We start from the raw sequence: 18393 nt of genomic DNA on the forward strand, positions 1-18393 counted from the left end.
GAAAGCTTTCGTCACACTTCCCTCACGTTCTAGGGTGCGAGTCGAACAGACCTGGGAGGGGACTTTTTGATGGAACTTTTGCGAAGCAAAACCAGATGGAGAACAAGGGGCGGCGTCACGGGAGCGGCGGCCCTCGCCGCCGTCCTGACACTCGGGGTGCCTCAGCACCTGCCGGAAGCCGCTGCCTTGGAATCCACCACCTCTCCGCAGCCCACGGCGCCCAAGGCTGACGCAGAGGCCTTGGCGCAGACCGAGGCGGCGGAGAGCGGCCGGCCTGTGGAGGTGCTCGCCCAGCGCACCGAGGTGTCGCAGGTGTTCGCCAACCCCGACGGAACCTTCACCCAGGACACTTACGCGCTGCCCCAGTTCGTGCGCCAGGACAGTCGACTCGTACGGATCGACACCACCCTCAAGGCGAACGCCGACGGCTCGCTGTCACCGAGGGCCACAGAGGTGGACGTGCGGCTCTCCGGCGGTGGCGAGGGACCGCTGGCGACCGTCGTACGCGACGGGCGCAGCATGTCCTGGACCTGGCCGCAGCCGCTGCCCGCGCCCGCTGTCGACGGCGACACCCTGACGTTCGGGGATGTCCTGACGGATGTCGACCTGAAGATCAAGGCGGGCCCGGCCGGCTTCTCCAGCCTCCTGGTCGTCAAGACCGCCGAGGCGGCGGCCGATCCGGCGCTGAAGCAGGTCCACTTCGGCCTGGACACCAGCGGCCTGGCAGTGAGCACCGACGCCCACGGCAACCTCACGGCGGTCAACCCGGCCGGCCAAGAGGTCTTCACCGCACCGACCCCGCTGATGTGGGACAGCACCACTGCCGCCGCGCCTGCCGCACCCGCGGCCCGCTCGGCCGGCAGCGCCCCCACCGGCCCGCCGCCGCCCTCCGACGAGTTCGAACCCGGCTACGGTGCACAGCAGGCGGTCATGGGATTGGCGGTCGAGGACGGGAAGCTGAGCCTCACGCCGGATCGGGAACTCCTGACGGGTCGGGACACCCAGTACCCGGTGCTGCTGGACCCGGCGGTGTCCGGCTCCCGCCACTCTTGGACCATCGCCTACAAGAAGCACCCGAAGACCTCGTTCTTCAACGGCGCCAACTGGGACAAGGGCACGACAACCGCCCGTGTGGGGTACGAGAACGAGACCGACGGGCTGGCCAGGTCTTTCTTCCGTATGAACACCGCCAACCTGTGGTCCACCAAGAAGGTGGTCTCCTCCTCGACGTTCCGGATCAAGAACACCTGGTCCTGGTCGTGCACGAACCGGACGGTCGAGATGTGGGAGACCGGGGCGATCACCGCGTCCACCACGTGGGCCGAGCAGCCCGACTGGCGCAAGAAGCTGGACTCGGTCAACGAGTCCCTGGGCTGGGGGCCGAACTGTCCCGGAGGCAATCTCGCCTTCGACGTGACCGCCGGCGCGAAGGACGTCATCGCCAACAAGTGGCACACGCTCACCTTGGGCATGCGGGCGAGCAGTGAGAGCGACGTCTTCGCGTGGAAGAAGTTCGACGCCAATTCGGCCGTGCTGTCGACGACGTACAACACCGTGCCCAACGTGCCGAACACCCTGGACACGATTCCCAGCTCCGGCGGGTGCGACACGGTCGCTCCGTACACCACGATCGGCAACACCGACGTCACGCTCACCGCGAAGGTCTCCGACCCTGACGGCGGTACCGTCCGTGCCCAGTTCCGGCTGTGGGGCAGCAACAACCTCTCCGGCGGAGCCGAGATCTTCAACCAGATCGTGTCCGCCACCTCAGGGACCGTAGCCAAGGTCAAGATCCCCAAAGCCACCTTGCAGAAGTACCTGACTGCGGCCAAGGGCAACTTCGGCTGGAGGGTGCAGGCTCTCGACACGAGCGCCGGTTCCGCCTGGGCCCCCGATGCGGCCACGTGCCGGTTCAACTTCGATCCCACCCGGCCCAGCACACCGCCCACCATCAGCTCACAGCAGTTCCCCGACGGATCCGACGGCTGGCCCGCCGTCACCGGACAAGCCCGAACCGCAGGAACGTTCATCCTCGGCAACGGGGGCGTCAATGATGTGAAGTCGTACGAGTACTGGACCGACTGGGACCACACCGTCCGCACCGTCACGCCCAGCACCGACCTCGACGGGGACGGCAGGATCGACGCGAAGCTCGTCCTGACCCCGACCTCGGCCGGATCACAACGGCTCCACGTCCGCAGCCTCGACGCCGCACAGAACCGCTCCGACCGAGCCGCCTACCTCTTCTACGCCAACGGACTCTCCATCCCCGACAAGGCCGGCGACCTCAACGGGGACAACAACGCCGACCTCTACGGCGTACGCAGCAACGGCGAACTGTGGCTGTACCCCGGCCAGGGCAACGGATACGTCGGAACCGGCACCACCGCGAGCAACAGCGACTTCACCGGAGCCAGCATCACCCGTCGTGGCGACTGGACCGGCGACGGTTTCGAGGACCTCATCGCGGCCATCCCGGGAGAAGACGGCAAGGCCCTCCAGCTCTACCCGAACAACGGCGTCGGCTGGGCCTGCACCGCGCAGGACGAACAGGCCGACGGGCACTCTCGTGCCTGCTTGTACGAGCGTCAGGAACTCGACGTCTACGACCGGGCCAACAACCACTGGAAGAACGCCGACCAGATCCTCGCCATCGGCGACGTCGACGGCCCCTTGGACACCGACAACGACGGCATCATCGATGTCGCCGGCTACCCCGACCTCCTCGTCAAGGAGGGCAACTTCCTCTGGCTCTACTTCGGCTCCAAGTCGCTCTACCTGGACGCGACCCGCGCCCCCGTCCTCATCGGCAACGGGTCATGGTCGAACTACGACCTGGCAGCACCGGGCGACCACACCGGCAACGATCGCGTCGACCTCACCGCACGCCACAAGACCAACGGCGAACTCCGCCTCTATGAAGGCCGCGGACCTCTAGGTGAAGGACTCGGCAATTCCCACACCGTGATCGGAAGCGGATGGACCAGCGCCCACCGGCCGCTGCTCACCGCTTTCCCCGATGCCGGCTCGGACAAGAAGGCCGACATCTTCGCCACCGGAAGTGACGGAAAGCTCTACTTCCACTCCAACCTCACCGGCAGCGGCGTAGCCGTCGGAAGCAGCGGATGGCTCGGATTCCAGTCCCTCGGTTGACGGACGCCAGCGCAGTGCCCGGGGGCGCCCCCGTCACCCCGACGGCGGGCGCCCCCGCTCCCGTAAGGTGGCCCGTTCACGAATGCACGCAAGGGAGGCACCCGGTGGACCGCGTAGCGCCGCCCGATGACCTGTACCCGCCGATCGACCCGTACGACAGCGGCCTGCTGGACGTCGGGGACGGCAACCTCGTGTACTGGGAGGTGTGCGGGAATCCGGACGGCAAGCCGGCGCTCGTGGTGCACGGTGGCCCCGGGTCCGGGTGTACGCCGCGCGCCCGCCGGTCTTTCGACCCGGAGCGCTACCGCGTCGTCCTCTTCGACCAGCGCGGGTGCGGTCGCTCGACACCGCACGCGAGCGACCCCGCGACGGAGCTGCGGCACAACACCACCCACCACCTCATCGCCGACATGGAACGCCTGCGGGAGCACCTCTCCATCGACAACTGGCTGTTGTACGGGGGTTCCTGGGGCTCCACGCTGCTTCTGGCGTACGCGCAGGCGCATCCGGAGCGGGTGACCGAGGCCGTCATCGCCTCGGTCACCACGACCCGGCGCAGCGAGATCGACTGGCTCTACCGGGGCGCGGGCCACCTCTTCCCCGAGGCCTGGCACGCCTTCCGTGCGGCCGTTCCCGAAGCCGCCGGGCCGGACGAGGTGGTCGCCGCCTACGCCCGTCGTACGGAGAGCCCCGACCCGGAGGTGCGGGAGCGGGCCACCGCCGCCTGGTGCGCCTGGGAGGACGCGGTCCTCTCGCTGGAGGCGAACCCGGGCCCGGCCCCGTACAGCGGCCGACCGGACCGCGCTCAGCAGGCCCTCGTCCGGATCTGCGCCCACTACTTCTCCCACGGCGCCTGGCTGCGGGAGAACCAGCTCATCGACGAGGCCCACCGCCTGGCCGGCATCCCCGCCGCCCTCATCCACGGCCGCTTCGACCTCGGCAGCCCCCTGATCACCGCCTGGGAGCTCGACCGGGCCTGGCCGGAGGCCGAGTTGACCGTCATCGAGGGCGCGGGACACCTCGGCGGGCCCGCGACCCGACGGGCGGTGCTGGCGGCGCTGGACCGGTTCGCGCAGTAGCCGCCCCCAGCCTGTGGACAGCGCGATCGGCCGCCGCCCCGTCCGGGACGGCGGCCGATCCGCTCACCTCATCAGGCGACTCACCCGGCACATCACCAGGCGAAGGCCTCCGGCGACGGGCCCGGGCCCGGGAAGATCTCGTCCAGGCCGGTCAGGACCGCCTCCGGGAGTTCCAGCTCCAGCGCGCGCAGGGCGCTCTCCAGCTGCTCCGCGGTGCGCGGGCCGACGATCGGGCCCGTGACGCCGGGGCGGGTCAGCAGCCAGGCCAGGGCCGCCTCACCGGGCTCCAGGCCGTGCTTCTCCAGCAGGTCCTCGTACGCCTGGACCTGCGCGCGGACCGTGCTGTTGGCCAGCGCGTCGGCCGAGCGCCCCGAGGCGCGGCGGCCGTCCTTGGCCTCCTTCTTGATGACGCCGCCCAGCAGGCCGCCGTGGAGCGGCGACCACGGGATGACCCCGAGGCCGTACTCCTGCGCGGCCGGGATGACCTCCATCTCGGCGCGGCGCTCGGCGAGGTTGTAGATGCACTGCTCGCTGACCAGGCCGAGCGAACCGCGCCTGGCCGCCTGCTCGTTGGCCTGGGCGATCTTGTAGCCGGGGAAGTTGGAGGAACCCGCGTACAGGATCTTGCCCTGCTGGACCAGGACGTCGATCGCCTGCCAGATCTCCTCGAACGGGGTGTCCCGGTCGACGTGGTGGAACTGGTAGACGTCGATGTGGTCCGTCTGGAGCCGCTTGAGCGAGGCGTCGACCGCGCGCCGGATGTTCACGGCGGAGAGCTTGTCGTGGTTGGGCCAGGCGTCGCCGTCGGGCGCCATGTTCCCGTACATCTTGGTGGCCAGGACCACCTTGTCGCGCCGGCCGCCGCCCTGCGCGAACCAGGTGCCGAGGATCTCCTCGGTGCGCCCCTTGTTCTCGCCCCAGCCGTAGACGTTGGCGGTGTCGAAGAAGTTCAGACCCGCGCCGATGGCGGAGTCCATGATCGCGTGACTGTCCGACTCATTGGTCTGCGGGCCGAAGTTCATCGTCCCGAGCACGAGTCGGCTGACCTTGAGTCCGGTGCGTCCGAGCTGTGTGTACTTCATGACGCCCCAGCCAACTCCTTCGAGTCCACTCCAGGCAAGCAACCTTCCGGACGACACGTCGGCCGGGGCGCCAGGATCCCTCCTCAGCGGCCGCCCTCCAGTCCGCCCGGCCTCGGTGAGCGTGGCATGCAGGCTGCGGCGGAGCGCTGACCACGACGTTGGCGGCGAGCTCCTCGGGCGTGAGCGGGCGGCCGCTGCGGCGCAGCGCGGCGAGGGGTCGACACCGCGCACACCGCCGCGCGCCGCACCGCCCGCCTCAGGCGCCGAAGGCGGCCGCCACGGCGACGACGAGGAACATGAGCACGAGCACGGCCGCCATGATGCGGTTTCTGGTCTTCGGGTCCACCCTTCGAGCGTAACCGCACCACCGGCCGGTCCCGAGCCCGGGCCCGTACCACCTCCCGGTCCTCGGCAGGCGCAGGCGGAGTCCGGGCGTGTCCCGGAGGCCAGGCCTATCGTTGTGCTACGCGGCTGCCCGCACGCCCGTGCGGCAGCGGGGAGGAGCGGCACGATGACCGTCGTAGACACCGACAGGATCGACATGGCCGACATCAGCGACGAGCTGACTCTGGACGAGATGTTCGAGTGGCTTGAGCCCACCCCCGAGGGATTCAAGGTCGAGATCGTCGAGGGGACCGTCCACATGTCGCCGCAGCGGGACACGCACTGGGAGATCATCCGTCGGATCGTGCGTGCTCTGGAGGACCGGTTCGGGATGGACGTGAGGGCCCTCTCGGACGTACGCATCGACTTCGGCGAAGGCAACGGCTTCGCCCCCGACATTGTGAAGCTCTTCGACAAGGCGGCCAAGGACAGCCGTGGCCGCTGGCTCCCCGAGCACGTCGAGTTCGTCGGCGAGGTCATCTCCAAGGGCACGGCCGCGGCCGACTACGGGCCCAAGAAGGACGCCTACGCGGCAGCCGGGGTCCCTCTCCTCCTCATCGTCGATCCGTACGTGGGCCGCTGCCTCCTCCACTCGGAGCCGAAGGACGGCGGCTACCACAAGAAGCTCGTCGTCGACTTCGGCCTCGACGTCGATCTCACCGACACCTCCATGGACCTGGTCCTGAAGACCGACGCCTTCCCGCGCGACTGACCCGGACACGCGAGAGGCGCCCTCCCCCGACCGCTCCGAGGGGAAGGCGCCTTTCGTTTGCCCCTACGCAGCCGTCGCCAGCTGCTCGCGCGGTACGAAGCGCACGTGCGGCCGTCCCGGGCGGAGGTCGACCTTCAGCCGGAGGCCGCCCACGCGGGCCAGCGCGAAGCCGACGGCCAGCGCGGCGATCACCGAGATCGCGCCGCCGGTCGCGAAGCCGACGCGGGCGCCGTACGTGTCGCTGATCCAGCCGACGATCGGCGCGCCCACCGGCGTACCACCGGCGAAGACCATCATGTAGAGGCTCATCACCCGGCCCCGCATCTCCGGGTCGGCGGCCATCTGCACGCTCGTGTTCGCGGTGATGTTCGTCGTCAGGCCCAGCATGCCGATCGGGACCAGGAGCAGGGAGAACAGCCAGACCGACGGGGACAGGGAAGCGGCGATCTCCAGCAGGCCGAACGCCGTGCCCGCCGCCACCAGCATCCGCAGCCGCGTGGAGCGGCGGCGGGCCGAGAGCAGCGCGCCGGCCAGCGAACCGGCGGCCATCAGGATGTTGAAGAACGAGTACATGCCCGCGCCGCCGTCGAAGATCTCATCGGCGTAGGCGGTGAGCCAGATCGGGAAGTTGAAGCCGAACGTGCCGACGAAGCCGACCAGGACGATCGGCCAGATCAGCTCGGGGCGGCCACGGACGTACCGCAGGCCCTCGCGCAGCTGGCCCTTGGCGCGCGGCACGCGTACCGAGGCGTGGAGTTCGCTCGTCCGCATCATCAGCAGGCCGATGAGCGGTGCCAGGAAGGAGAGGCCGTTGAGCAGGAACGCCCAGCCGCTGCCGACCGTGGTGATCAGGACACCCGCGACGGCGGGGCCGATGAGGCGGGCGGACTGGAAGTTCGCCGAGTTCAGGCTGACCGCGTTGCGCAGCTGCGCGGGGCCGACCATCTCGGAGACGAACGACTGGCGGGCCGGGTTGTCGACGACGGTCACCATGCCGAGGAGGAAGGCGACCAGATAGACGTGCCAGACCTCGACGACGCCGGAGAGGGTCAGGACGGCCAGCGCGATACCGCACAGGCCGAGCATGGCCTGGCTGACGAGCAGGATCTGCCGCTTCGGGAGACGGTCGGCGATGACACCGCCGTACAGGCCGAAGAGCAGCATCGGAAGGAACTGGAGGGCCGTGGTGACACCCACGGCGGTCGCGGAACCCGTCAGGCTCAGGACGAGCCAGTCCTGGGTGATGCGGGACATCCAGGTACCGGTGTTGGAGATCACGGCGCCCGTGGCGAACAGGCGGTAGTTACGGATCTTCAGCGACGAGAAGGTCCCGCCGGTCGTGCTCTCGTAGGTGGAAGTCGGTGCGGGGGCGGAGTCTGCTCCGGGTCCCGTACTCAAAAGGGTTCATCTCCTCAGGCGTCTGCGGCGTGCGGTCCGACGAGGACGTGACGACGGGCGCTCCGGCGGTGATCGTCCGGGGCCGGCGGGGTGCCGGTCCCGGCTGCGCTCGCCTTCCCCGGACCGGCTGTCTCATCCGGTACGGGGACGGCGTCACCGCCGTCGCGCCCGCGGGGTCACAGGTGGGCGAGCTTCTCCAGCACGGGCGCGGCGGCCCGCAGCGTCTCCCACTCGTCCTCGTCCAGGCCCTCGGCGAGGTGGGCCAGCCAGGCGTTCCGCTTGGTGCGGCTCTCCGCGAGCATGGCCTCTGCCTGCTCGGTCTGGCTGACCATCTTCTGCCGACGGTCATCGGGGTGCGGTTCCAGCCTGACGAGCCCCTTCGCTTCCAGCAGCGCGACGATGCGGGTCATCGACGGAGGCTGCACGTGCTCCTTGCGGGCCAGCTCACCGGGGGTGGCCGAGCCGCAGCGGGCCAGGGTGCCGAGCACCGACATCTCGGTCGGGCTCAGCGATTCGTCGACGCGCTGGTGCTTCAGGCGCCGGCCCAGCAGCATCACGGCTGAGCGGAGGGAGCTCACGGCGGCGGCACTCTCGCCGTCGTGGATCAGGTCAGGCATGTTCGTTAGCGTAACTCATTACCCAAACTAAATACCACCCGAGGGTACACCCGCGAGAAACAACTCACCCGAACGAGTGAGACGGAAGCGGAAAGTGACGCGAAAAGCGCCCCCGGGCGGCGACCCTGCTCGGTATGGGATCGACAGTGCTCAGCCTGCGGATAGACGGTGAGCTGCTCGACCGGCTCCGGCAGCACGCCGCCAAACGCGGAATGAGCGTCCAGGACTATGTGGTCCGGACGCTCATTCGCGACGACTTCGACGAACGCTTCAAGGCGGCCGTCGACGAGACGGAGAAGTTCTACGGGCCGACGGGCCCGACCGTGACCAGAGACCCGATCACGTGAGGCCGAGCGCCGGCATCGCGTAGTAGAAGACGAAGACCGCCGACACCGCGTACATCGCGATCGGGACCTCACGGCCCCGGCCCGCCGCAAGACGCAGCACGGAGAAGGCGACGAAGCCGATGCCGATGCCGTTGGTGATCGAGTACGTGAACGGCATCATCACCATCGCCAGGAACGCCGGGACCGCGAGCGTGTAGTCGCTCCAGTCGATGTCCCGTACGGATCCCGCGATGATCAGGAAGCCGACCGCCAGCAGGGCGGGCGTGGCCGCCTGCGACGGGACCATGGTCGCCAGCGGTGTGAGGAACAGCGCCACCGAGAAGAGCAGACCGGTCACGACGCTCGCCAGTCCGGTGCGGGCGCCCTCTCCGACGCCCGCGGTGGACTCCACGAAGCAGGTGGTGGCGGAGGAGGAGCTCGCGCCGCCGGCCGCGACCGCGATGCCGTCCACGAACAGCACCTTGTTGATGCCGGGGAAGTTGCCGTTCTCGTCCATCAGCTTGGCCTCGTCGCCGACGCCGAGGATGGTGCCCATCGCGTCGAAGAAGCAGGACAGCAGCACGGTGAAGACGAAGAGGATGCCGGTCAGCAGACCGACCTTCCCGAAGCCGCCGAAGAGGCTGACCTCACCCAGCAGACCGAAGTCCGGCGCGGAGACCGGGTTGCCCGGCCACGACGGCGTCGTCAGGCCCCAGGCGCCCTCCGGCAGGCCCGCCACCGCGTCGATGACCAGGGCGACCACCGTCATGGCGATGATCGAGATCAGGATCGCGCCGGGCACCTTGCGCACGATCAGCGCCAGCGTGAGCAGCGCGCCGAGCACGAAGACCAGGACCGGCCAGCCGGTGAGGTGGCCGTCGCCGCCGAGCTGGAGCGGCACGGTGGTCATGGCGGCGTCCGGGATGCGCGAGACGAAGCCGGAGTCGACCAGGCCGATCAGCAGGATGAAGAGGCCGATGCCGATCGCGATGCCCTTGCGGAGTGAGCGCGGTACGGCGTTCATCACGCGCTCCCGCAGCCCGGTCGCGACCAGCAGCATGACCACGATGCCCGCGAGAACGACCATGCCCATCGCGTCCGGCCAGCTCATCCGGGGTGCGAGCTGGAGCGCGACGACGGTGTTGACGCCGAGCCCGGCGGCGAGCGCGATCGGCACATTGCCGATGACGCCCATCAGGAGCGTGGAGAAGGCCGCCGAGAGCACGGTGGCGGTGACCAGCTGGCCGTTGTCGAGCTGGTTGCCGTACATGTCCTTCGCGCTGCCCAGAATGATCGGGTTGAGCACGATGATGTACGCCATCGCGAAGAACGTGGCGAACCCGCCGCGCAGTTCGCGCCCGACGGTCGACCCCCGCTCGGAGATCTTGAAGAACCGGTCCACGCCGCCGGTGGGCTGCGGAGCCGAGGGCTGCGGGGAGTCGACCGGAGCGGTGGCCGAGGGGGGCATGGGTGACCTCAGTCGTACGTAGGGAGGTGGAGGAAAAGGGCGAAAGGTGATCGAAATTGGATGTTCAGACGAACAAATCGAGCCAGCCCAAAGCAGATTCAGTATGAATACATAAGGCGAAGATCGCTATCTCCGCGCGTAGACCCGCGTGGCGCCTTGGGTCCACCGGCCCGCGCACCCCCGATCGGGTGGGCCCATACACTGAACTCATGGAGAAGTGGACACCGAAGCACGAGGCGCCCGAGCCCCTGGAGGGCCCCGTCGTCTCCACCGTCGTCGGCGGCACGATCCTCTGGTTCGTCCTCTTCCTCGCCCAGCTCCCCTTCTACGGCTGGTTCGCCGACCGGGGCCACACCTGGTGGGTCTGGACACCGCTGGCCGGAGCCGGTCTCGGGCTGATCGGCATCTGGTACGTCCGGGGCCGCGAGGCCGCCCTCAAGCGCCACGCGGCCCGGGCCGAGGCCAAGGACGCCGCCGGCGCCGAGGCGGCGTCCAGCACCCTCGGCACCGACCACCACCGAGCCTGACCGGAGCGCCGTCTCGCCTGTCCCCGGGGAGCCGTCTCGCCTGTGGGGAGCCGTCTCGCCCGTACAGGGATCTCGGAGCTACCTCCTCCGTACGGGACAGGGGATCTCGGAGCTACCTCCTCCGTACGGGACAGGGGATCTCGGAGCTACCTCCTCCGTACGGGAACCTCGCCGCCCCGTACGACCACGGGACCGACTTGCTCCTCCCCTGGTCGGATCTTCCACCCCCCCGGCGGGTGATTCGCACCGCACGCCCGTACCGTCTAATCCATGACGCAGCGGGCACTCGATTCCTCCGGGGAGCAGACCCCCGGATCCTCCCGGCCGGCCATGATCGACGCGGGGGCGGAACTCGACCCCGTGCATCCGGTCGGGCTACCGCCATCCGGCCATCGCGCCACCGGTCTCACCACCGCCGAGGTCGCCGAACGGGTGGCCCGGGGCGAGGTCAACGACGTACCCGTACGCTCCTCGCGTTCGCTCACCGAGATCGTCCGCGCCAACGTCTTCACCCGGTTCAACCTGATCATCGGCGTGCTCTGGGTGATCATGCTGTTCGTGGCGCCGATCCAGGACAGCCTCTTCGGCTTCGTGATCGTCGCCAACACCGGTATCGGCATCATCCAGGAGTGGCGGGCCAAGAAGACCCTGGACAGCCTCGCGGTGATCGGCGAGGCGAAGCCGACCGTGCGGCGCGACGGGACCGCCGCCGAGGTCTCCACCCACGAGATCGTCCTCGGGGACGTGATCGAGCTGGGGCCGGGCGACAAGGTGGTCGTGGACGGCACGGTCGCCGAGGCCGACAGCCTGGAGGTCGACGAGTCGCTGCTGACCGGTGAGGCCGACCCGGTGCTCAAGCGGCCCGGCGACCCGGTGATGTCCGGCAGCTTCGTCGTCGCGGGCGGCGGCGCGTTCACCGCGACCAAGGTGGGACGCGAGGCGTACGCGGCGCAGCTCGCCGAGGAGGCGTCGCGCTTCACGCTCGTCCACTCGGAGCTGCGCAGCGGCATCAGCACGATCCTGAAGTACGTCACCTGGATGATGGTGCCGACGGCGATCGGGCTGATCATCAGCCAGCTCGTCGTGAAGGACAACAACTTCAAGGACTCCGTCGCCCGGACCGTCGGCGGGATCGTCCCGATGATCCCCGAGGGCCTGGTGCTCCTCACCTCGGTCGCCTTCGCCATCGGCGTCGTACGCCTGGGCCGCAAGCAGTGCCTGGTCCAGGAGCTGCCCGCCATCGAGGGCCTCGCCCGGGTCGACGTGGTCTGCCTGGACAAGACCGGCACCCTCACCGAGGGCGGCATGGACATCACGGAGGTCCGGCCGCTGAACGGGAGCGACGAGGCGTACGTCCACCAGGTGCTGCGCTCCCTCGGCTCCTCCGACCCCCGGCCCAACGCCAGCCTCCAGGCCATCATCGACGCGTACCCGGCAAGCCAGGAAGCCGCCTGGACCGTCACCGACGCGATGCCGTTCTCCTCCGCACGCAAGTACAGCGGCGCCGCGTTCACCGAGACCGACGGCACCGCCTCCGCCTGGCTCCTCGGCGCCCCTGACGTCCTCCTCCCCGACGGCGACGCGACCCTCACCGAGATCGAGCACCTCAACGAGCAGGGCCTGCGCGTGCTGCTCCTGGCCCGGGTGCCGGGCGGCGAGCTGGACGCCCCGGACGCGGCCGACGGTGCCGTGCCCACCGCTCTCGTCGTCCTGGAGCAGCGGCTGCGGCCGGACGCGGCGGAGACCCTCAGGTACTTCGCCCAGCAGAACGTGGCCACCAAGGTCATCTCCGGCGACAACGCGGTCTCGGTCGGCGCGGTCGCCGGAAAGCTGGGCCTGGCGGGTGCCGAGAACACCCTCGACGCCCGCAAGATGCCCACCGACCCGGACGACATGGCCACGGCCATGGAGCAGAACGCGGTCTTCGGCCGGGTCACCCCGCAGCAGAAGCGGGACATGGTCGCCGCCCTCCAGTCGCGCGGCCACACGGTCGCGATGACCGGCGACGGCGTCAACGACGTGCTGGCCCTCAAGGACGCCGACATCGGCGTCTCGATGGGCTCCGGCTCCGAGGCGACGCGCGCGGTGGCGCAGATCGTGCTGCTGAACAACAGCTTCGCGACGCTGCCGTCGGTCGTCGCCGAGGGCCGCCGGGTGATCGGGAACATCACCCGTGTCGCGACCCTCTTCCTCACCAAGACGGTCTACTCGGTGCTGCTGGCGATCCTGGTGGTCTGCACCCAGGTGGAGTACCCGTTCCTGCCGCGGCACCTGACGCTGCTGTCCACGCTGACCATCGGCGTCCCCGCGTTCTTCCTGGCCCTCGCGCCGAACAAGGAGCGCGCCCAGCCCCACTTCGTACGCCGCGTCATGCGGTACGCGATCCCCTCGGGCGTCATCGCGGCGACGGCCACCTTCACCACCTACCTGCTGGCCCGCCACCACTACTCCGGCGCCGGCGCGCTGGAGGCCGAGACCAGCGCGGCGACGCTGACGCTGTTCCTGACCTCGATGTGGGTCCTGGCGATCATCGCCCGCCCCTACACCTGGTGGCGGATCGCCCTGGTGGCGACGATGGGGCTCGGCTTCCTGATCGTGCTCGTGGTGCCGTGGCTCCAGGACTTCTTCGCCCTGAAGCTGGTCGGCACGACCATGCCGTGGGCGGCGGTCGGCATCGCGGTGGCGGCGGCCGCGCTGCTGGAGCTGAGCTGGCGGCTGGTGGGCCGGCGGTTCGGGGCCTGAGGACAGCACGGAGAAGCCCCCGGGAGGTCATCGACCTCCCGGGGGCTTCCGCATGGGCCCACGGTCTTCCGTATGCGCCTGCCGCCCTCAGTCGAACCAGCGGTCCCGCGCCAGTTCCTCCGTACGCGAGGGGTCCTCCAGCAGCGCCGCGACCTCGAAGCGCCTCGGCCACTGGCCCGCCGCCCAGGCCAGGCCCGCCGCGACGCCTTCCAGAGTCGCGGCGTGGACCACACCGTCCGGGGTGCGGCGCCAGTCCAGTTCGACGCCGCCCGCGTGGAGTTCGGTGTGCTCGATGTAGGTGCCCGGGGTGGCGGGGCCGAGCAGGACGCGGACGGAGTCCGGTACGCGGTGCTCCTCCCCCTCGCTGGTGACGCCCGCCTCGATCGTCTCGCCGAGCCGCCGAACCTGGAGCAGGTCCGCCAACTCGGAAGCCCGGGAAGGGGATACGGGGAGCAGAGGCAGGCCCTCGGTCAGCGGCAGCACGTCCGGCGCGTCCGCGATCACGGCGTCCGCCGCGTCGACCACGGCCACCTCACCGTCCACCACCGCCCGCAGCTCGTCCGGCAACGTGACCTGGTCCGGGTCGAGTTCGGCGAGAGCCGTATAGAGCGCGTGCAGCTGTACGGGGGTGACGGGCCGCTCCTCGTCGGCCAGCCGGCCCAACAGCTCGGCCGCACCGCCCGGTTCGTCCAGCAGCGCGGCGACCGAGGTGCGCACGCCGAGAGCCCGCAGCACCTGCGCGTCGTCGAAGCCGGTGGCGTCCACCGCGTCGTACAGCCCGGCCAGCAGCGGATCACCGCCGGCCGCGCGCAGCCCGGCGGGGCGGCGGCCGTCCAGTACGGGATGGTCGCGCAGCCACCACGCGGTGTACGGGCGCACGGACTGCGTCGTACCGTCCGGCAGCAGCACCCGCACCGGCTGCGTCAGTGCGTCCCGCAACGGCGGCTGCGCCAGCAGGGCCAGCGCCTGCGGCCAGGCGTCGTGGTCCACCAGATCCAGATCCCGTACGGCGACGATCTCGGTCGCGACCGGCGGCACCGGGGTCTCGGCCAGCTGGTCGAGGAGGTCCTCGCACCACACGTCGACGGCGTCCAGCAGCCCGGCGTCGTCGGGTTCGGCGAAGTCGCTGTCGCGGGGCTCCAGTTCGTCCGGGTCGAGGACGACGTCGGTGGCGCGGACGAGAGCGAAGGTGGCGAGCACTCCGCAGGCGGTGAGCGGCGCCTCGCCCCAGCGGTCGGCCAGCTCCTGGTCGACGAAACCGAGTTCGCCTTCCCGCATGATCTGCGCGAACGGGGATCCGGGGAGGACGAGTTCACCGGCGGGGGCGGGCTCACCCTCCTCGTCGGGCAGGGCCAGCGCGCCGAGCCAGGGTTCGTCTCCGGGGGCCAGCTCGGCGTCGCGCACGAGGGTGAGGACGGTCTCGGCCAGCTCGTCGCCGTCGAGCGCGTCCTCGTCCCAGATCTCCCCCGCGTCCAGCGATCCGGCGACCGCCGCCCGCACTTGGGGGGTCGTCAGGACGGCCCGCGGCGTGGCGGGGAGGGCGCCGAGCTTCTCCAGGAGCGGGTGGGCGGCGTCCGGGTGGGCGACCTTGAGGCCGAGGCGGGAGAGGCGGGCGAGGACGGGGCCGGTGAGGGCGTCCGGGAGCGGCAGCAGGACCTGGCGGGGGCCGATGGTGGTGCGCGGCGGGCGGCCCGCCTGCTCGGCCTCCGGGTCGCCGGCGAGCGGGACCGGGAGGCCGGTGAGGCGGTCGGGGTCGATGCCGGCGAGGCTGTCGTAGAGGCGGTGCCACCAGGCGGGGTCGCGTTCCAGACCGGCGAGGCGGTCGATGGCCTCGGTGAGCGGGACGCGGGCGACGCCGAGCGTACGGAGTTCGGGGCGGCGCTCCAGGCCTGCGGGGAGCAGCGAGGGCAGCACCTCGGCGAGGACCCGTACGGTCCCGGCTCCGACGCCTTCGACGACCTCGGCCTCGACCGGGCGCAGGGCGGTGGTCGCGGGGGCGCTCTCCGTACCGTCCCGGTCCCAGTCGTCCGCCCAGCTCCGATCGGCCTCGGCGTCCCTGGGTACGGCGGGCTCCAGGAACGCGACCCTCGGCAGCCGGGTCAGGATCGCGCCGCGCAGGGCCCCGTCCAGGCCGCCCTTGCCGAGCGGCCCCGGCACGAGGTCGATGGTCCCGGTCGACACGGGCCGCCAGGCGCCGAGCAGCTCCGCGTACGCGTCGGCCGCCCGCTCCACCAGGAAGTCCGTGAGCGGCCCGGGCGCCGGGTGGCGGCGGGCGGTGTCCAGCGGGAGGGAGGCGATGAGGAGGGCGGGGATGCCGAGGGGCTCGTCGGTGGGGGTCGGGGCGTGGACGACCGGGGACGTACGGGGCGGGAGCGGGGCGCCGGACTCGTCGATTGGGACCGCCCAGGTGACCGACCAGTGCGGGCGCAGGCGCTCCTCGACCGGGCGGTCGGCGAGGAGGGCCGGTTCGACCGGGCCGTGGTGGAAGACGGTGCGCCAGCGGTTCAGGCCGTGCGCGGAGTCGTCGATGTGCGTGTACGGGCCGTGGGCCGAGCGGCTCAGGGTCCGTACGCCCTGCGGGGTCTCGATGACGACCTCGGCCAGGCCGGGCAGGGTCAGCAGCAGCGCGTCGTCCACGGCGGCCAGCAGGCGGGCGGCCAGATCCTCGGCGGTGCCGTCGCGCAGCGGCAGCACGACGACGGTGTCGTACCCGTCCGGTGCGGAGCCCTCGGCGGGCAGCGGGAGGCGCAGCAGCGGTACGTGGCCGTCGCGGCGGCGCAGCTCGTCGCCGAGGCCCGGGGAGCCGACGGCCGCGTTCCGGGCCATCTCGCGCGCCTCGGCCAGCGACCAGCGGACGCCTCCGTGGCGGCCGAGCACGGCGGGCTCGTCGCTGACCGCGAGGACGGCGGCGAACCCGACGCCGAACCGGCCCACGGCGGACTCGTGGCCCTCGCGCTTGGCGGAGGCGCGGAGGGTGGAGAGCGACTCCACGCCGGTGGCGTCCAGGGGCGCCCCGGTGTTGGCGGCGGCGAGGACACAGCGGCCGTCGGGATCGCCGGGGGCGGCGGGGTGCAGGGTGAGGCGGAGCATGCCGAGGACGTGCGCGCGGGCGGCGGCGTCGGCGGCGTTCTGGGCCAGCTCGACGACGAGGCGGTCGCGGTAGCCGCCGAGCGCGAGGTCCTCCTCGGCGTTGGCGTCCTCCCGGAAGCGGGCCGGGCCCGCGCCCCAGGCGTCGAGCACGCCGCGCCGCAGCCGTGCCGTCCCGAACGGATCGGCCCCCTCGGTCGCATTCATGCTCACGCTGTCGACTCCGTCCGCCGTGGGTGGTGGCCTGGGCCCTTACCTGCCGCCCAGTGTGCGCCCGAAGGTACCGTGCACCCGAACCGGACCCCCAACCCGTGCGGGGCCCACCCAAGCCCGTCCGGCGCTTGAGGACGGAACCCTCGCCGAGGCGGGCGGCACAAGAACGGGGCCCTGAGCCCCAGCACACCCGCAGAGGCACCCGACACCCGATCGACGGTTCCGTCCTCAAACGCCGGACGGGCTGAAAACGCGGCCCGCTACGAGTGGCCCAGGTCCTCCGACGCACCGTCGGCCTCGGGCGGCACCGAGCCCCCGTCCCGCTCAGGACGCAACGCGTACGCGTCCACCCGCATCGTGTCCAGCGCATGATCCGCCGGCCGCACCGGCTTCGGCATCACCGCCGCCTCCGAGTGCCCCCCACACCCGTACGCCAGCGACACCACGTGCCCGTCCGCCGGACCGAACTCGTTCGCGCACACCCCGAAGGCCTGCTTCAGCGAGCCCGCCATCGGGATCAGGAACGCGCAGCTCACACACGTCGCCGGCGCCGCCTGCGCCATCGGCGTCTTCGGGCCGAACGCCTCGTCCCAGCGGTCCGCCGCCTCGTACAGCCCGTACCGCGACAGCACCCGCGCCCGCCGCGTACCCAGCTCCTCGGCCACCGACGCGATGGAGCCCCGGCTGGTGGCGGCCACCGGCCGGTCCGTCAGCTCCGCGTCCTCCGCGTCGACGAGCTCCGCCAGCTCCTCGGAGACGATCGAGTTCGGCGGCGGCTCGTCCTCGCCGCTCCAGCCCGGCTCCAGGCGCAGGTCCTCCGCCTCGGTCGGCAGCAGGTCGCCCGGGCCCATGTCGCCGGGGCGCAGCCGCTCGCTCCACGGCACCCACTCCGGCGCCAGGAGCGCGTCGGCCCCCGGCAGCAGCACCGTTTCGTCCAGGGTGACGTTCTTCGCGCGGGAGGCCCGCGCGACGGTCACCGCCCAGCGCCAGCCCCGGTAGCCGGGCTCCTTGGACTCGAAGTAGTGCGTGACGACGCGGTCCCCTTCGGAGACCACACCGACATGCTCACCGACCACACCGGGCGCGGCGGCTTCCTCCGCCGCCGCGCGGGCGAGGTCTACCGCCTCGGCGCACAGGCGGTCGGGAACGGGGGTACGGGCGGTACGGGCCGTACGGCTTCGCGTCGTCGCAGCACTCACAGGTCTTCGCTTCTCTCCATACGCCAGTCTCACGAGCGCGCCAGCTGCTGCACGATTGCCGTTTTCGGCCAGACAGTTGCGGGCGGAGCGGACCTGGGGGCCGCGTCGACGTCCACACCCGTTGTGCCTGCCTCGGGCGCGCCTTCTGCCACCCATTCTGCGGGATCGCGGAGAGGCGCGCGGCCAAGAACAACCGCCGGTGGCGCGTTACGCACGCTACCCTCTCCGCCGCTCCGCGCCCACCTGCCCGTCCCAAACGTGCCGTATCCGTCTCTCCGATATCCGGCCACCGACACTCCGGAGGGCTTGCGCGCCGCCGTCCGGGAGTGCTGACGCCCACTGGTCCGAGAGAGCGTCACGCGCGCGTCCGCAACCGATCACCGTTCATACCGGCCGGGGTTGGGGC

General features: G+C 71.0%; 12 protein-coding genes. 6 read left to right on the forward strand and 6 right to left on the reverse strand.

The window, feature by feature from the left end; genetic code table 11:
• Nucleotides 1–240 precede the first annotated feature (240 nt).
• Complete coding sequence (locus tag ACIRR8_RS18210) at nucleotides 241–3153, forward strand: VCBS repeat-containing protein (protein ID WP_404065393.1); 2913 nt, start codon at nucleotides 241–243, stop codon at nucleotides 3151–3153.
• Between the two features lie 104 nt (nucleotides 3154–3257).
• Nucleotides 3258–4232 carry a prolyl aminopeptidase gene (pip, locus tag ACIRR8_RS18215; protein WP_404065395.1) on the forward strand — a complete coding sequence of 325 codons (975 nt, stop codon included), beginning with the start codon at nucleotides 3258–3260 and terminating at the stop codon, nucleotides 4230–4232.
• A gap of 92 nt (nucleotides 4233–4324) precedes the next feature.
• Here the strand turns inward: pip and ACIRR8_RS18220 are convergent, their stop codons facing one another.
• Entirely contained in the window at nucleotides 4325–5314 is a 990-nt protein-coding gene (locus tag ACIRR8_RS18220; RefSeq protein ID WP_404065398.1) for an aldo/keto reductase, read from the reverse strand.
• 511 nt (nucleotides 5315–5825) lie between these two features.
• On the opposite strand from ACIRR8_RS18220, the gene ACIRR8_RS18225 reads away from it, so the two are divergent.
• Entirely contained in the window at nucleotides 5826–6410 is a 585-nt protein-coding gene (locus ACIRR8_RS18225) for a Uma2 family endonuclease (RefSeq protein ID WP_404065401.1), read from the forward strand.
• A 63-nt stretch (nucleotides 6411–6473) separates the two neighbouring features.
• Here the strand turns inward: ACIRR8_RS18225 and ACIRR8_RS18230 are convergent, their stop codons facing one another.
• On the reverse strand, nucleotides 6474–7808 hold the full coding sequence (locus ACIRR8_RS18230; RefSeq protein ID WP_404065403.1) for an MFS transporter: 1335 nt from the start codon (nucleotides 7806–7808) through the stop codon (nucleotides 6474–6476).
• Between the two features lie 176 nt (nucleotides 7809–7984).
• Nucleotides 7985–8425: a MarR family winged helix-turn-helix transcriptional regulator gene (locus tag ACIRR8_RS18235; protein ID WP_404065405.1), complete on the reverse strand. Its 441-nt coding sequence runs from the start codon at nucleotides 8423–8425 to the stop codon at nucleotides 7985–7987.
• Nucleotides 8426–8559: 134 nt separating this feature from the next.
• Here ACIRR8_RS18235 and ACIRR8_RS18240 point away from each other — a divergent pair, with 134 nt between their 5' ends.
• Nucleotides 8560–8772: a ribbon-helix-helix protein, CopG family gene (locus ACIRR8_RS18240; RefSeq protein WP_404065407.1), complete on the forward strand. Its 213-nt coding sequence runs from the start codon at nucleotides 8560–8562 to the stop codon at nucleotides 8770–8772.
• Here the strand turns inward: ACIRR8_RS18240 and ACIRR8_RS18245 are convergent.
• Complete coding sequence (locus tag ACIRR8_RS18245; protein ID WP_404065410.1) at nucleotides 8765–10219, reverse strand: NCS2 family permease; 1455 nt, start codon at nucleotides 10217–10219, stop codon at nucleotides 8765–8767. The genes ACIRR8_RS18240 and ACIRR8_RS18245 overlap by 8 nt on opposite strands.
• A gap of 209 nt (nucleotides 10220–10428) precedes the next feature.
• Between ACIRR8_RS18245 and ACIRR8_RS18250 the strand changes: the two genes are divergently transcribed.
• Together ACIRR8_RS18250 and ACIRR8_RS18255 are read left to right on the forward strand one after the other, a co-directional pair.
• Complete coding sequence (locus ACIRR8_RS18250; RefSeq protein WP_404065412.1) at nucleotides 10429–10746, forward strand: DUF2530 domain-containing protein; 318 nt, start codon at nucleotides 10429–10431, stop codon at nucleotides 10744–10746.
• 270 nt (nucleotides 10747–11016) lie between these two features.
• On the forward strand, nucleotides 11017–13488 hold the full coding sequence (locus tag ACIRR8_RS18255; protein WP_404065415.1) for an HAD-IC family P-type ATPase: 2472 nt from the start codon (nucleotides 11017–11019) through the stop codon (nucleotides 13486–13488).
• A gap of 87 nt (nucleotides 13489–13575) precedes the next feature.
• Here the strand turns inward: ACIRR8_RS18255 and ACIRR8_RS18260 are convergent, their stop codons facing one another.
• Both ACIRR8_RS18260 and ACIRR8_RS18265 read right to left on the reverse strand, forming a co-directional pair.
• Nucleotides 13576–16782 (reverse strand): sacsin N-terminal ATP-binding-like domain-containing protein, encoded by a 3207-nt coding sequence (locus ACIRR8_RS18260; RefSeq protein ID WP_404065542.1) that lies wholly within the window; start codon nucleotides 16780–16782, stop codon nucleotides 13576–13578.
• Nucleotides 16783–17048: 266 nt separating this feature from the next.
• A complete protein-coding gene (locus tag ACIRR8_RS18265) occupies nucleotides 17049–17987 on the reverse strand; it encodes a DUF3027 domain-containing protein (RefSeq protein WP_404065417.1) in 939 nt (312 codons plus the stop codon).
• Nucleotides 17988–18393 lie beyond the last annotated feature (406 nt).

The organism is Streptomyces sp. NPDC101178, from assembly GCF_044767965.1.
In the GTDB taxonomy this organism is placed as follows: domain Bacteria; phylum Actinomycetota; class Actinomycetes; order Streptomycetales; family Streptomycetaceae; genus Streptomyces.

What these genes read in the sequence shown, in the direction of transcription:
- ACIRR8_RS18250 (WP_404065412.1), top strand. Translation starts at nt 10,429, where the DNA reads ATGGAGAAGTGGACACCGAAGCACGAGGCGCCCGAGCCCCTGGAGGGC.
- ACIRR8_RS18220 (WP_404065398.1), bottom strand. Translation starts at nt 5,314, where the DNA reads ATGAAGTACACACAGCTCGGACGCACCGGACTCAAGGTCAGCCGACTC.
- ACIRR8_RS18245 (WP_404065410.1), bottom strand. Translation starts at nt 10,219, where the DNA reads ATGCCCCCCTCGGCCACCGCTCCGGTCGACTCCCCGCAGCCCTCGGCT.
- ACIRR8_RS18260 (WP_404065542.1), bottom strand. Translation starts at nt 16,782, where the DNA reads ATGAATGCGACCGAGGGGGCCGATCCGTTCGGGACGGCACGGCTGCGG.
- ACIRR8_RS18225 (WP_404065401.1), top strand. Translation starts at nt 5,826, where the DNA reads ATGACCGTCGTAGACACCGACAGGATCGACATGGCCGACATCAGCGAC.
- ACIRR8_RS18240 (WP_404065407.1), top strand. Translation starts at nt 8,560, where the DNA reads ATGGGATCGACAGTGCTCAGCCTGCGGATAGACGGTGAGCTGCTCGAC.
- ACIRR8_RS18235 (WP_404065405.1), bottom strand. Translation starts at nt 8,425, where the DNA reads ATGCCTGACCTGATCCACGACGGCGAGAGTGCCGCCGCCGTGAGCTCC.
- ACIRR8_RS18255 (WP_404065415.1), top strand. Translation starts at nt 11,017, where the DNA reads ATGACGCAGCGGGCACTCGATTCCTCCGGGGAGCAGACCCCCGGATCC.